The organism is Siccibacter turicensis LMG 23730 (assembly GCF_000463155.2).
GTDB lineage: Bacteria > Pseudomonadota > Gammaproteobacteria > Enterobacterales > Enterobacteriaceae > Siccibacter > Siccibacter turicensis.
The window spans coordinates 129,510-143,616 of sequence record NZ_AWFZ01000017.1 but is presented as its reverse complement, the minus strand read 5'-3'; the positions used below and the strand labels follow the sequence as shown (position 1 = coordinate 143,616).

The following is a 14,107-nucleotide window of genomic DNA, read 5'->3' as shown; positions in this document are numbered from 1 at the left end:
TTTATTCAGGGGGCAAAGGATTTTGAGCGGTAGCCTCAAATCCCTTCGCCGGCGTTATCCGGATCAGGTTCGACGGGTATTATCTCAGCGCCAGTCGGTTGACAGGGCACCCCGTTGAGAACGACTTGCATTGTAATGATTTGGTTAATTAATGAAAGCGCTCGCTGCATTATTCGCAGCGGGCGTCGGCGGCTCAGGGCTCCGGTGGGGCAAACCACGCCGATTTAAAGTCGAACCAGCCCAGCGTGTTCATGCGCACCCCGCGCATGCTGCGCTGTCCCTGGATGGTGAGCCAGTGATGGATCAGCGGAAAAATATCGAGCCGCTCAATGCGCTGCTGACACCACTGGGGCAGATCCAGTTCACCGGCGCGCCAGCGCTGCGCGTCCTGCTCCCAGTCGAGGGAAATGCACTGGTGCATCAGCGGCATCTCATACAGATGGGCGAACAGCGAGAACGGCAGCGGCAGGGTGAAATTGGCGCTGTTAAGCCAGATATCGCTCACCTCGTCGCCCTGATGCCAGGCTTCGTAGCTGACTTCGTTGATTGTCAGGTGCACGCCATGCTGCGCCAGCAGGGTTTCCATCACCTGGGCAATCACCCGGTGCTCGACGTGATCGCGGTAGAAGGTCAGGGTGAGGCGCTCCAGTCCGGCCGGGCGCGGATGATCTGCCATGCGCGGCGCATGGTGCCAGCGTGGCAGCAGGCCATAGGCGGGGAACCAGTAGCGCTGGTTGTGGGTACTGGCGTGCCAGATAAGATTGACCGGAGAGAGCACCTGGCTTACCCAGCGGCGCACCGCGTCACTGGCGCCGCAGTGGGAGCGGGCATCAAACAGCAGGTAGTAGCATCCCTCCTCAAGACGGCTTTCGACGGCGGTTTCATCCTCCGCTGCGCCTTCCAGATGCACGCCGCTGCTTACCTCTTCGCTGATGTCCGGCAATACCCAGAAATTCACTTCATCGATCAGCGCCCGGTAGCCGAAGTAGTCGTCAAAGGCGTGGATCTTCAGCTGGTTGCTGTTATTGCGTACCACGGCGTAGGGGCCGGTTCCCACCGGACGACTGGCGTAATTCGGCATGGTGTCCCACTCCTGCGGCAGGATCATGGCCGCCACGCTGCCCATCAGCCAGGGCAGCCATTTGTCGGGCTGGGTCAGGTGGATGTCCAGCGTCCAGGCCGTGGGGGAGTGGATCTGCGCGATATGGGCATAGAGCGCCAGCGAACGGATGCGCTCCAGCGAGGCGATGACGTCCTGCATGGTCAGTTCGCGGCCGTGATGAAAATGCACCCCGGGTCGCAAAAAGAAGCGCCAGTGAAGCGGGGTAAGCTGCTGCCAGTGGTGGGCAATATCCGCTTCGATTTCCCCGTTTTCCTCGTTTATCAGGGTCAGGCCGCTGAAGATCTGCCGCACGATGTGGGTCTCCGAGCGGCGCAGGGCGCTGCCGGGCAGCAGGTTCTGCAGCGGGCGGTAGTAGAGCACGCGCAAAATGTGGCGCCCCTGGCGAAAGCTGCGGCCCAGATGGGACACTACCATGCGGCGCACCGCGGCTTTGTCGCCGACGATCTGCAACAGCTGGTCGAGTTTATCCTGCTCCAGCAGATCGTCGGCGCGCTGCTGCTGTAGCGCCAGGCCGGTATAGATAAAGGTGAGTGCCGAGCGTTTTCCACGTCCCGCTTCGGCCTGCCAGCTGAGCCATCCCTCAGCCTGCATCGCGTTGAGCAGATTGCGCATGTGGCGGCGCGAACAGTTCAGCCGGGCGGCCAGCTCGCTGAGCGTGGTGTGCTGGGGCTGCCCGTCGCAGCACTGCCAGAGGCGGATAAATTGTTGTTGCAGGCGAGTGGAGGACATAAAAGGGGAACTCCTGATGCAAAATTCATCAATTTAATTATCCCCATATTACGTCAATACTTACCGGCGATGAAAGCGAGGAGGTGTCGATGAACGGGTCATCTGCAAAGTCATTCTGGCTGGCGTATTTTACCGCCACCCAGCACGTGTTGCCGTCATGGCTGGCACGCCTGAGTGCAGCACAGCGCGTGGGGATGCTGAATGAACTGCTGCAGTGGGAGGTTACTGCCCGCCGGCCCGTTGACCCTGACAGCAATCGTCATGTGTGACTGAGTATTGGTGTGAATAAACACCCGCCAGCAGTGTGCTACTGCTGGCTTTTTTCGTTTATGCTGCACCCCTTTATTCCACTCTTTTTCCAGGGATCTCCGATGCTGTGGTTATTAACGACAGGTCGCCGTCTGAACGGGGTTTATCTCGCGTTCATGGTGGTTTCTTTCATGATGGGCGTGGCCGGTGCGCTCCAGGCTCCCACGTTAAGCCTGTTTTTGAGCCGTGAGGTGGAAGTACGCCCCTTCTGGGTCGGTCTGTTCTATACGGTCAACGCCATTGCCGGCATCGGGGTCAGCCTGTGGCTGGCGCGCCGTTCGGATCGCCAGGGCGATCGTCGCAAGCTTATTATGTTTTGCTGCCTGATGGCAGTAGGCAATGCGCTGCTGTTTGCCTTTAACCGCCACTACCTGACGCTGCTGACCTGCGGAGTGCTGCTGGCCTCGGTGGCCAATACCGCCATGCCGCAGCTGTTCGCCCTGGCGCGTGAATATGCCGATCGCTCCGCCCGGGAAGTGGTGATGTTCAGCTCGGTCATGCGCGCCCAGCTTTCGCTGGCCTGGGTTATCGGGCCGCCGCTGGCCTTTATGCTGGCGCTGAACTACGGCTTCACCACCATGTTTCTTATCGCCGCCGGGATTTTTGCCACCAGCCTTGCGGTGATCGCCTTCTCTCTGCCGGCGGTGGAGCGTATTCCGCAGCCAGCTGATATGCCATTGACCGAGGTCAGCGGCTGGAAAGATCGCAACGTGAGGCTGCTGTTTATCGCCTCCACCCTGATGTGGACCTGCAACACCATGTACATCATCGATATGCCGCTGTGGATCAGTGCCGATCTGGGGCTGCCTGATAAGCTCGCCGGTATCCTGATGGGCACCGCGGCAGGGCTTGAGATCCCGGCGATGCTGCTTGCCGGCTACTACGTTAAGCGCATCGGCAAACGCCGAATGATGGTCACCGCAGTGGCTGCCGGGGTGCTGTTTTATGCGGGGCTGATTCTGTTTCACACCCGGGAGGCTCTGCTGTTGCTTCAGCTGTTCAACGCGGTGTTTATCGGCATTATCGCCGGAATCGGCATGCTGTGGTTTCAGGATTTGATGCCGGGTCGTGCCGGGTCGGCCACCACGCTATTTACCAACAGTATTTCTACCGGCGTGATTCTGGCAGGCGTAATGCAGGGGGCGCTGGCGGAAAGCTTTGGTCACTACGCGGTGTACTGGGCGATTGCCGGGTTGTCTTTGATAACGCTGTTCATCACCACGCGGGTGAAGGATGTGTGATTTTGAAGGCGCGTTGAGGGCGTAAATGTGTTTGCAGTGGCCCGCGCGGGCCACTGCGCTTTTTAGCCCATAAACGCAGGCTGCTTCTGCTCGTACGCGCTGATGGCATCGTCGTGCTGCAGCGTCAGGCCAATACTGTCGAGGCCGTTGAGCATGCAGTGACGGCGGAAGGCGTCAATACTGAATCGGTAGGTTTTGTCGCCGGCCTTCACCACTTCCGCTTCCAGATCCACTTCGAAACGGATACCCGGATTCGCGTTAACCAGGGTGAACATCTCGTCAACTTCCGCGTCGCTGAGCGTGACCGGCAGCAGCTGATTGTTAAAGCTGTTGCCGTAGAAAATATCGGCGAAGCTCGGGGCAATAATCACCTTAAAGCCATAGTCGGTCAGCGCCCAGGGGGCGTGCTCGCGCGACGATCCGCAGCCAAAGTTCTCACGTGCCAGCAAGATAGACGCACCCTGATACACCGGGAAGTTAAGCACGAATTCCGGATTCGGCTGCTCCCCTTTGTCATCCAGAAAACGCCAGTCGTTAAACAGGTGCGCGCCAAAACCGGTGCGGGTGACCTTCTGCAAAAACTGTTTCGGGATAATCGCGTCGGTATCCACGTTCGCGGCGTCCAGCGGGACAACCAGGCCGGTATGCTGAGTAAATTTTTCTGCCATGGTAGGTTCCTTATTTCAGACCACGAATGTCGGCGAAGTGCCCGCTGATGGCGGCGGCGGCGGCCATTGCCGGGCTGACCAGATGGGTGCGGCCCCCGCGGCCCTGACGGCCTTCAAAGTTGCGGTTGCTGGTGGAGGCGCAGCGCTCGCCGGGGTTCAGGCGATCGTTGTTCATCGCCAGACACATGGAGCAGCCCGGCAGGCGCCACTCAAAGCCAGCGTCGATAAAGATCTTATCCAGCCCTTCGGCTTCGGCCTGCGCTTTGACCGGACCGGAACCCGGTACTACCAGCGCCTGTACCCCCGGCGCGACTTTGCGTCCGCGGGCGACGTCGGCGGCGGCGCGTAAATCTTCAATACGTGAGTTGGTGCAGGAGCCAATAAACACTTTGTCGATAGCGACATCGGTCAACGGCACGCCCGGCGTCAGCCCCATGTAGGCCAGCGCTTTCTCGGCGCTGGCGCGCTCCACCGGATCGGCGAAGGACGCCGGATCGGGAATCGCGTCGGTCACCGAGATCACCTGACCCGGATTGGTGCCCCAGGTAACCTGCGGGGCGATGTCTTCGGCCCGCAACGTTACCACGCTGTCAAACTGCGCGCCCTCGTCGGTTTGCAGGGTTTTCCAGTAGGCTACCGCCTCGTCGAAATCATCGCCTTTCGGGGCGTGCAGACGGCCTTTGACATAGTTAAAGGTGATCTCATCCGGTGCTACCAGGCCCGCTTTGGCACCCATCTCAATCGCCATGTTGCACAGCGTCATGCGGCCTTCCATGCTCAGTGCGCGAATCGCGTCACCGCAGAACTCGACCACGTGCCCGGTGCCGCCAGCGCTGCCGGTTTTCCCGATGATCGCCAGCACGATATCTTTTGCCGTGATGCCAGGGGCCGCCACGCCGGTGACCTCAATCTTCATGGTTTTCGCCCGGCCCTGCTTCAGGGTCTGGGTGGCCAGCACGTGCTCCACTTCGGAGGTGCCGATACCGAAGGCCAGCGCGCCAAACGCGCCGTGGGTCGCGGTGTGGGAGTCGCCGCAGACGATGGTCATGCCGGGCAGGGTGATGCCCTGTTCCGGGCCCATCACGTGGACGATACCCTGATAAGGGTGGTTCAGGTCATACAGCTCGACGCCGAATTCGTTGCAGTTCTTAATCAGTTCCTGCATCTGAATGCGCGCCATCTCGCCGGAGGCGTTGATGTCTTTCGTCTGGGTAGAGACGTTATGGTCCATCGTGGCGAAGGTTTTTTGCGGCTGGCGCACCGGTCGATTGTGCGCGCGCAGGCCATCAAACGCCTGAGGTGAGGTCACCTCATGCACCAGGTGGCGATCGATATAAAGCAGCGGCGTTTCATTTTGCGCTTCATACACCACGTGGGCATCAAACAATTTTTGATACAGCGTCTTAGCCATGATTACACCCCTTCGGCGATGTAGCGGGCGATGATGTCGCCCATCTCATCGGTGCTGACTGCCTGGCCATCGCGGGCCAGATCGTTTGTACGGATACCTTCTTCCAGCGCCCGGTTAATCGCCTGCTCAATGGCGCACGCGGCGTCTTCGGCTTCCAGGCTGTAGCGCAGCAGCAGCGCCAGCGACAGCACCTGGGCAATCGGGTTGGCGATATTCTTGCCAGCGATGTCCGGCGCGGAACCGCCGGCGGGCTCATACAGGCCGAAACCCTGCTCGTTCAGGCTGGCGGAGGGCAGCATGCCCATCGAGCCGGTGATCATCGCGCACTCATCGGACAGGATGTCGCCAAACAGGTTGGAGCACAGCAGCACGTCAAACTGGGAAGGATCTTTAATCAGCTGCATGGTGGCGTTGTCGATATACATATGCGCCAGTTCAACGTCCGGGTATTCGCGAGCGATGTCGTTAACGATTTCACGCCACAGCAGCGAGGTTTGCAGCACGTTGGCCTTATCAATCGAGGTCACTTTCTGGCGACGCTTGCGGGCAGATTCGAAGGCGATGCGCGCGATGCGTTCAATTTCAAAGCGGTGATACACCTCGGTATCGAACGCTTTCTCATGCATGCCGCTGCCTTCACGCCCCTTCGGCTGTCCGAAATAGATACCGCCGGTCAGTTCGCGCACGCACAGGATATCGAAGCCGCGGGCGGCGATATCGGCACGCAGCGGGCAGAACGCTTCCAGCCCGGAATAGAGCTTTGCGGGACGCAGGTTGCTGAACAGCTTGAAGTGCTTACGCAGCGGCAGCAATGCGCCACGCTCGGGCTGCTGGGCCGGGGGCAGATGCTCCCATTTCGGGCCGCCGACCGAGCCGAACAGAATGGCATCGGCCTGCTCACAGCCTTCAACCGTCGCCGGCGGCAGCGGGTTACCGTGGCGATCGATAGCGATCCCGCCCACGTCATAGCTGCTGGTGGAGATGCGCAGGTCAAAACGCTGACGCACGGCGTCCAGTGCTTTCAGGGCCTGGGACATAACTTCCGGGCCAATCCCGTCACCCGGCAAAACGGCAATATGATAAGTTTTTGACATCACACGGTTTCCTGATTGTTTTCTTTATTCTGTGCTTTACGCTGCAGCTCTTTTTCGACTTCGCTCGCCCGCCAGATGTTATTCAACACGTGGACCATGGCGCGGGCAGACGACTCGACGATGTCGGTGGTCAGGCCCATGCCGTGGAAGCGGCGACCGTTGTAATTCACGACGATATCCACCTGGCCCAGGGCATCTTTACCGTGCCCTTTGGCGCTCAGGCCGTACTTCACCAGTTCAATGTTGTAGTCGGTAATGCGGTTGATTGCCTGGTAAACCGCATCCACCGGGCCGTTGCCGTTCGCCGCTTCGGCCTTCACATCCTCACCGCACACCAGGCGCACCGAGGCGGTCGCAATGTCGTTGGAGCCAGACTGCACGCTGAAGTAGTCGAGGCGGAAGTGCTCCGGCTCCTCCTGCTGTTTATTGATAAACGCCAGCGCTTCCAGATCGTAGTCGAAGACCTGGCCCTTTTTGTCGGCCAGTTTCAGGAAGGCGTCGTACAGATCGTCCAGGCTGTAGTCGTTTTCGTGGTAGCCCATCTCTTCCATGCGGTGCTTCACCGCCGCGCGGCCAGAGCGTGAGGTCAGGTTCAACTGCACCTGGTTCAGACCGATCGACTCCGGCGTCATGATTTCGTAGTTTTCACGGTTTTTCAGCACGCCGTCCTGATGAATGCCGGAGGAGTGGGCGAAGGCGCCGGAACCAACCACGGCTTTGTTCGCCGGGATCGGCATGCTGCAGATCTGGCTGACGGTCTGGCTGGTGCGCCAGATTTCATGGTGGTTGATTTGGGTGTGGACGTTCAGCATGCTCTGGCGCAGTTTAATCGCCATGATGACCTCTTCCAGCGCGCAGTTCCCGGCGCGCTCGCCAATGCCGTTCAGGGTACCTTCAACCTGACGCGCACCGGCGTTAACGGCGGCCAGGGCGTTGCCAACGGCCATTCCCAAATCGTCATGGGTATGAACGGAGATAATGGCTTTATCGATGTTTGGCACGCGCTCGTACAGGCCGGTGATGATGTTGCTGAATTCGAAGGGCAGGGTATAGCCGACGGTATCCGGAATATTGATGGTTCTGGCACCGGCGTTGATGGCGGCTTCCACCACGCGTGCCAGATCGGCAATCGGGGTGCGACCGGCGTCTTCGCAGGAGAACTCCACGTCGTCGGTATAATTGCGGGCGCGTTTGACCATATAGACCGCGCGCTCGATAACCTCATCCAGCGTGCTGCGCAGCTTGGTGGCAATGTGCATCGGCGAGGTGGCAATAAACGTATGGATGCGGAACGCCTCGGCCACTTTCAGGGATTCTGCGGCAACGTCGATATCCTTCTCCACACAGCGCGCCAGGGCGCAGACGGTGCTGTTTTTTACCTGGCGGGCAATGGTCTGGACAGATTCGAAATCGCCTGGTGAAGAAACCGGGAAGCCAACTTCCATCACATCAATACCCATACGCTCAAGCGCGAGTGCGATTTGCAGTTTCTCTTTAACGCTCAGACTGGCCTGTAATGCCTGTTCACCGTCACGTAACGTGGTATCGAAAATGATGACTTGCTGGCTCATAAGTGTGGGTCCTTGTCGTTTACTTCGCGCCGGGCAGCGGGCATAAAAAAACCCGCGCAGCGGCGCGGGTTTTTTGATCTGTTGATTCGACTCAGTGTTAATTGTCGCCCAACAGTCTACCGCGCGCAGTGAAGGCGTTTAGTAGTAGACCGAGTAGGCGAACGGTAATGAACATGAATCAAACCTCAATGAATTCGTGAATATACCTTTAGAGGTACTTGATAGCGCCGGGTGTGTCAACCCTTGTTTTAACCGGCGCGCTACATTCCCGGCGGTAACGGCGGCGTGCAGTTCAGGGGAATCTTCTGGATAAAAGTGCAAATAAAGCGATATCTAAAAATCCGGCTTCGAGGCCAGCAAAGGCGTTGTAAATGCTCTTTTTTATTATTCCGTATTCAGGAAAAAATAAGAATTAAACTATATGTTATTTGGATGGGTATAATGCTTTAATACTCTTCCTTTATGTAATGACGCGTTTTACCGCATTCCGCAGTTATTCACCTTTGGGTATTCACAGGGCTGATTGTTGAGCCGCAATATATAATGAAATTGATTATTAGCGCTGCCTGTATTTAGCGTCAGCTAAACAGCGTGAAGTGTCAGTTCATTACTGTAGTGCCGCCATTTTCATTCACTCTGTTCAGCCTGCTTAACCGCAGGCCGTTAGCGGTTTCAGAAATTATTTAGAGATATGCCGTCGCGATGGAAGTATGCGCGACGCGGTGTTAATGGCAAGGTCAGTGCGTTGCTGGCCAGGGAAGAAAGTCGATCAGTGGAGTGGACTATGTCTGAAGATCATAATGAGCAGCACCCGATTCAGGAAGAGATCAAGTCGCAGCTGCGGATGGTGGATCTCAATTTGCTTACCGTGTTTGATGCGGTGATGCAGGAGCAGAACATCACCCGCGCGGCCCACCAGCTGGGGATGTCGCAGCCTGCGGTAAGTAACGCCGTTGCCCGTCTTAAGGTGATGTTCAACGATGAGCTGTTCGTCCGCTATGGGCGTGGCATACAGCCTACGGCGAGGGCCTATAAACTGTTTGGTTCAGTGCGCCAGGCGTTACAGCTTATTCAAAACGAACTGCCTGGGTCGGGGTTTGAACCCATCAGCAGCGAGCGCCAGTTTAATCTTTGCGTCTGCAGCCCGCTGGATAATTTATTAACCTCACTGATATATAATCGTATTCGCGATATTGCCCCGAACATTCACCTGATATTTAAATCCTGTCTGAATCAGAATATTGAGCATCAGCTGCGTTATCAGGAGACGGAATTTGTTATTGGCTATGATGAGTTTCGTCGTCCCGAGTTTTCCTGCGTCCCACTGTTTAAAGATGAAATGGTGCTGGTGTGCAGCCAGACGCATCCGCGCATGACCATGCCGATGCGTGAAAGCGATGTTTATAACGAGCAACACGCGGTGGTTTCATTAGATCGATTCGCCTCATTCAGTTTGCCCTGGTATGACACGCCGGATAAGCAGGCGTGTATTGCCTATCAGGGGATGGCGATGACCAGCGTATTAAATGTGGTCTCCCAGACCCAGCTGGTGGCCATTGCGCCGCGCTGGCTTGCCGAGGAGTTTGTCGACAGCCTGCACCTGAAGATAAGCCCGCTGCCGCTGAAGCTTAACAGCCGGACCTGCTATTTATCCTGGCATGAAGCAGCAGGCCGGGATAAAGGGCATCAGTGGATGGAAGAGTTACTCACCACTATCTGTCGTAAATAACCGTTGCGGCCTTTCTGTGCAAACCGGGGTATTCCCCGGTTTTTTGCTATCTGAGATTCATTAAGTAGTTTTTTATGCTGAGTACTCGTTAAGGCGTGTTGCCGCGCTGCGTTAAACCCGAGAAATTTGCATTAACGCTACGCTCGTCGGCATTCATAACATTTTCTGTCATTACTTTTGCTTATTTCTTATAGATAACTCGGTTCATGCTGCTTATTACCTCTGGCGGCAACGGGGCAGGGCGCCTGCACGCGGCAAGCTGCCAATTGCCTGCCAGATTTTGAGCGGTTATGTTAAAGCAATGATAACAACGATAGCGCAGGATGAATGGCCTGCGGCCCGAGACAGTGCGGAGATGCGTTTCGCAGTCCGTCAATAACAATAACAGCCTGGAGGCAAACCATGGAGATGTTGTCAGGAGCCGAGATGGTCGTCCGATCGCTTATCGATCAGGGCGTAAAGCAGGTATTCGGCTACCCCGGAGGCGCGGTCCTCGATATCTATGATGCGCTACATACCGTTGGCGGGATCGATCACGTGCTGGTACGCCATGAGCAGGCGGCGGTACACATGGCCGACGGCCTCGCCCGCGCCACCGGCGAGGTGGGCGTGGTGCTGGTGACCTCTGGCCCTGGCGCCACCAACGCTATCACCGGTATTGCAACGGCTTACATGGACTCTATTCCGCTGGTAGTGCTGTCAGGGCAGGTGGCGACCTCGCTTATTGGCTATGACGCCTTCCAGGAGTGCGACATGGTGGGCATCTCCCGCCCGGTGGTAAAGCACAGCTTCCTGGTGAAACAGACCGAAGACATTCCTGGCGTATTGAAAAAAGCCTTCTGGCTGGCGGCCAGCGGACGTCCGGGGCCGGTGGTAGTAGATCTGCCAAAAGATATTCTTAACCCGGCGAACAAGCTGCCTTACCTGTGGCCGGAATCCGTGAGCATGCGCTCCTACAACCCGACCACTCAGGGCCACAAGGGGCAGATCAAGCGCGCCCTGCAGACCCTGCTGGCGGCAAAGAAACCGGTTATCTATGTGGGCGGCGGGGCGATCAATGCGCACTGCGAAGCGGAGCTGCGCACGCTTGCCGAAAAACTCAACCTGCCAGTGGTCTCCTCCCTGATGGGGTTAGGGGCATTTCCGGGAACGCACCGTCAGGCGTTGGGGATGCTCGGCATGCACGGCACCTATGAAGCCAATATGGTCATGCACAACAGCGATGTGATTTTTGCCGTGGGCGTGCGCTTTGACGATCGCACCACCAATAATCTGGCGAAGTACTGCCCGAACGCTACCGTGCTGCACATTGATATCGACCCGGCGTCCATCTCCAAAACCGTGAATGCCGATGTTCCTATCGTGGGTGATGCGCGCCAGGTGCTGACCCAGATGCTTGAGCAGCTCGGCCAGGAAGAGACGCCGCAGCCGCTGGATGAGATCCGCGACTGGTGGCAGCAGATTGAGCAGTGGCGCGCCCGCCAGTGCCTGGCCTGGGACCGCGAGAGCCGCGCCATAAAGCCACAAGCGGTGATCGATGCGGTGTATCGTCTGACCCACGGCGAGGCCTATGTGACCTCCGACGTCGGCCAGCATCAGATGTTCGCAGCGCTCTACTACACCTTCGATAAACCGCGCCGCTGGATCAACTCCGGTGGTTTGGGCACCATGGGCTTTGGTCTGCCCGCGGCGCTGGGTGTGAAGCTGGCCCTGCCGGACGAAACGGTTATCTGCGTCACCGGCGACGGCAGTATCCAGATGAACATTCAGGAGCTGTCCACCGCCCTGCAGTATGAGCTGCCGGTACTGGTGCTGAACCTTAACAACCGCTACCTCGGCATGGTGAAACAGTGGCAGGACATGATCTACTCCGGCCGCCATTCGCAGTCGTATATGGAATCCCTGCCTGATTTTGCGAAGCTGGCAGAAGCCTACGGGCACGTGGGGATCAACATCACCCAGCCAGAAGAGCTGGAGAGCAAGCTCGCTGCCGCGCTTGAACAGGTCCGCAACGGTCGTCTGGTGTTCGTGGATGTCACGGTTGATGGCACCGAACATGTCTACCCGATGCAGATCCGCGGTGGTGGTATGGACGAAATGTGGTTAAGCAAAACGGAGAGAACCTGATTATGCGCCGGATATTATCAGTACTGCTGGAAAATGAATCGGGCGCACTGTCCCGCGTGATCGGCCTCTTCTCCCAGCGCGGCTACAATATAGAGAGCCTCACCGTGGCGCCGACCGACGATCCCACGCTGTCGCGCATGACGATCCAGACCGTGGGCGATCAGAAGGTGCTTGAGCAGATCGAAAAGCAGCTGCATAAGCTGGTGGACGTGCTGCGGGTCAGCGAACTGGGCCAGGGGGCGCACGTTGAACGTGAAATCATGCTGGTTAAGGTGCAGGCCAGCGGGTACGGGCGCGAAGAGGTGAAGCGCAACGCGGAAATTTTCCGTGGGCAGATCATCGACGTAACGCCCTCTATCTATACCGTACAGCTTGCCGGTACCAGCGAGAAACTCGACGCCTTCCTGGCAACCATCCGGGAAGTCGCCAAAATTGTTGAAGTAGCCCGCTCGGGCGTCGTGGGGCTGGCCCGCGGTGAGAAAATCATGCGTTAAGGCGAAACGGCAATAACCTGATAAAGCCCGGAGCCCGTTTCCGGGTTTTTTTTCGCCAAAAGCTTTGCCGCTGGCGCAAAAGCGGTTGCCCCTGTTACTTTTCTGCGCTTAGATGTTACAGGATTTACCCTATAACCTTATTTTGGTTATGGATAACACACTCATCGCAAGGGGCAACTGTGAAACTGGACGAAATCGCGCGGCTTGCTGGCGTATCACGCACCACGGCAAGTTACGTCATCAACGGCAAAGCGAAGCAGTATCGCGTCAGTGACAAAACCGTTGAGAAAGTCATGGCAGTGGTACGCGAGCATAACTACCACCCTAACGCTGTGGCTGCCGGCTTACGCGCCGGACGAACGCGCTCTATCGGCCTGGTTATCCCGGATCTGGAGAACACCAGCTACACCCGCATCGCCAACTACCTTGAGCGTCAGGCCCGCCAGCGCGGCTACCAGCTGCTGATCGCCTGCTCTGAAGATCAGCCGGATAACGAGATGCGCTGTATCGAACATCTGTTGCAGCGTCAGGTTGATGCCATCATTGTGTCGACGTCGCTGCCGCCGGAGCACCCGTTCTACCAGCGTTGGGCCAACGACAGCTTCCCCATCGTGGCGCTCGATCGCGCCCTCGATCGCGAACACTTCACCAGCGTCGTCGGGGCCGATCAGGACGATGCCCAGATGCTGGCGGAAGAGCTGCGCAAGTTCCCGGCAAAAGAGGTGCTCTATCTCGGCGCGCTGCCTGAGCTGTCGGTGAGTTTCCTGCGCGAGCAAGGGTTCCGCGCTGCCTGGAAGGACGATCCGCGCGAGGTGAAATACCTCTATGCCAACAGCTACGAGCGCGAGGCCGCCGCCCAGCTGTTTGAAAAATGGCTGGAAACCAACCCCATGCCCCAGGCGCTGTTCACTACGTCGTTTCCTTTATTACAGGGCGTCATGGACGTGACGCTCAAGCGTGAGGGCCAGCTGCCGACTGAGCTTGCTATCGCCACGTTTGGCGACAACGAACTGCTCGATTTCATCCAGTGCCCGGTGCTGGCGGTGGCGCAGCGCCATCGCGAGGTCGCCGAGCGCGTACTGGAGCTGGTGTTGGCGAATTTAGACGAACCGCGCAAGCCAAAACCGGGTCTCAGCCGCATTAAACGCAGCCTTTACCGACGCGGAAGCTTAAGTCGGGTATAAATAAACGGCAGCCTGGCTGCCGTTTTTTATATTCCGACAAATCTGCAGCAGATTATTTTTGTATCCTTCCTTTAAATATTTTTTAACATCACGCCCGTTATATTTCCCTTAAGGCGTAAGGATTCATTGCGCTGGTATTGTTTTGTTACACATGAAGCGTCGGCTATTTATGGATTTATCCGGGCGCGAGCCACGGCCCGCCGGACTAACCAGAGATTGAACCCGTCAAACGCGGGTAGCTAACATCTGGTGCTGTCCTCGCGACGCGTTATGGCTTAAAATGCTGCCCGCGTCGCAAACTGAATACTAATTTAGCGTAAGTGGTATTTAGGTTGGTTTTAACGGTTCCCTGTCTATGCGTCATTTTCTTACAAATATTCATAGCGTTAATTTTGCCTCGCCCGTTTTGCAGTATTAATTCCGGCCT

The 14,107-nt window shown here is 57.3% G+C and carries 11 protein-coding genes and 1 riboswitch; of the genes, 6 read left to right on the top strand and 5 right to left on the bottom strand.

The annotated features are described in order from the left end of the window. Positions 1-22: 22 nt before the first annotated feature. A riboswitch (TPP riboswitch) is annotated at positions 23-124 on the bottom strand. 69 nt (positions 125-193) lie between these two features. After that, positions 194-1,852, bottom strand: coding sequence for an HTH-type transcriptional regulator SgrR (sgrR, locus tag DW58_RS02505; RefSeq protein WP_024548835.1), 1,659 nt, complete (start codon positions 1,850-1,852; stop codon positions 194-196). Positions 1,853-1,941: 89 nt separating this feature from the next. Here sgrR and sgrT point away from each other — a divergent pair, with 89 nt between their 5' ends. Next, positions 1,942-2,121, top strand: a complete 180-nt coding sequence (sgrT, locus tag DW58_RS02500) for a glucose uptake inhibitor SgrT (RefSeq protein WP_024548836.1) — start codon at positions 1,942-1,944, stop codon at positions 2,119-2,121. Between the two features lie 102 nt (positions 2,122-2,223). Further along, positions 2,224-3,402 carry a sugar efflux transporter gene (locus DW58_RS02495; RefSeq protein ID WP_024548837.1) on the top strand — a complete coding sequence of 393 codons (1,179 nt, stop codon included), beginning with the start codon at positions 2,224-2,226 and terminating at the stop codon, positions 3,400-3,402. A 62-nt stretch (positions 3,403-3,464) separates the two neighbouring features. Here DW58_RS02495 and leuD read toward each other — a convergent pair whose 3' ends face one another. Genes leuD through leuA form a run of 4 tightly spaced genes read right to left on the bottom strand, consistent with a single transcriptional unit; the run spans position 3,465 to position 8,146 of the window. Beyond that, complete coding sequence (leuD, locus tag DW58_RS02490; protein WP_024548838.1) at positions 3,465-4,070, bottom strand: 3-isopropylmalate dehydratase small subunit; 606 nt, start codon at positions 4,068-4,070, stop codon at positions 3,465-3,467. 10 nt (positions 4,071-4,080) lie between these two features. Further along, positions 4,081-5,481, bottom strand: coding sequence for a 3-isopropylmalate dehydratase large subunit (gene leuC / locus DW58_RS02485; protein ID WP_024548839.1), 1,401 nt, complete (start codon positions 5,479-5,481; stop codon positions 4,081-4,083). 2 nt (positions 5,482-5,483) lie between these two features. After that, positions 5,484-6,575 carry a 3-isopropylmalate dehydrogenase gene (gene leuB, locus DW58_RS02480; RefSeq protein WP_024548840.1) on the bottom strand — a complete coding sequence of 364 codons (1,092 nt, stop codon included), beginning with the start codon at positions 6,573-6,575 and terminating at the stop codon, positions 5,484-5,486. After that, on the bottom strand, positions 6,575-8,146 hold the full coding sequence (leuA, locus tag DW58_RS02475; RefSeq protein ID WP_024548841.1) for a 2-isopropylmalate synthase: 1,572 nt from the start codon (positions 8,144-8,146) through the stop codon (positions 6,575-6,577). The genes leuB and leuA overlap by 1 nt, the downstream gene beginning before the upstream one ends. A gap of 784 nt (positions 8,147-8,930) precedes the next feature. On the opposite strand from leuA, the gene leuO reads away from it, so the two are divergent. The 4 genes from leuO (at position 8,931) to cra (ending at position 13,680) form a co-directional block, all read left to right on the top strand. Beyond that, positions 8,931-9,875: a transcriptional regulator LeuO gene (gene leuO, locus DW58_RS02470; protein ID WP_024548842.1), complete on the top strand. Its 945-nt coding sequence runs from the start codon at positions 8,931-8,933 to the stop codon at positions 9,873-9,875. Between the two features lie 402 nt (positions 9,876-10,277). Next, positions 10,278-12,002: an acetolactate synthase 3 large subunit gene (ilvI, locus tag DW58_RS02465; RefSeq protein WP_024548843.1), complete on the top strand. Its 1,725-nt coding sequence runs from the start codon at positions 10,278-10,280 to the stop codon at positions 12,000-12,002. Positions 12,003-12,004: 2 nt separating this feature from the next. Continuing rightward, positions 12,005-12,496 carry an acetolactate synthase small subunit gene (gene ilvN, locus DW58_RS02460; protein ID WP_024548844.1) on the top strand — a complete coding sequence of 164 codons (492 nt, stop codon included), beginning with the start codon at positions 12,005-12,007 and terminating at the stop codon, positions 12,494-12,496. Between the two features lie 179 nt (positions 12,497-12,675). Then, the gene (gene cra / locus DW58_RS02455; RefSeq protein ID WP_024548845.1) at positions 12,676-13,680 is read left to right on the top strand and encodes a catabolite repressor/activator; all 1,005 of its coding nucleotides are present in this window, start codon (positions 12,676-12,678) and stop codon (positions 13,678-13,680) included. The last annotated feature ends 427 nt before the right edge of the window (positions 13,681-14,107 follow it).

Bases quoted from the DNA above. Each gene is read 5' to 3' on its own strand.
- sgrR (WP_024548835.1), bottom strand. From the start codon at position 1,852: ATGTCCTCCACTCGCCTGCAACAACAATTTATCCGCCTCTGGCAGTGC.
- sgrT (WP_024548836.1), top strand. From the start codon at position 1,942: ATGAACGGGTCATCTGCAAAGTCATTCTGGCTGGCGTATTTTACCGCC.
- DW58_RS02495 (WP_024548837.1), top strand. From the start codon at position 2,224: ATGCTGTGGTTATTAACGACAGGTCGCCGTCTGAACGGGGTTTATCTC.
- leuD (WP_024548838.1), bottom strand. From the start codon at position 4,070: ATGGCAGAAAAATTTACTCAGCATACCGGCCTGGTTGTCCCGCTGGAC.
- leuC (WP_024548839.1), bottom strand. From the start codon at position 5,481: ATGGCTAAGACGCTGTATCAAAAATTGTTTGATGCCCACGTGGTGTAT.
- leuB (WP_024548840.1), bottom strand. From the start codon at position 6,575: ATGTCAAAAACTTATCATATTGCCGTTTTGCCGGGTGACGGGATTGGC.
- leuA (WP_024548841.1), bottom strand. From the start codon at position 8,146: ATGAGCCAGCAAGTCATCATTTTCGATACCACGTTACGTGACGGTGAA.
- leuO (WP_024548842.1), top strand. From the start codon at position 8,931: ATGTCTGAAGATCATAATGAGCAGCACCCGATTCAGGAAGAGATCAAG.
- ilvI (WP_024548843.1), top strand. From the start codon at position 10,278: ATGGAGATGTTGTCAGGAGCCGAGATGGTCGTCCGATCGCTTATCGAT.
- ilvN (WP_024548844.1), top strand. From the start codon at position 12,005: ATGCGCCGGATATTATCAGTACTGCTGGAAAATGAATCGGGCGCACTG.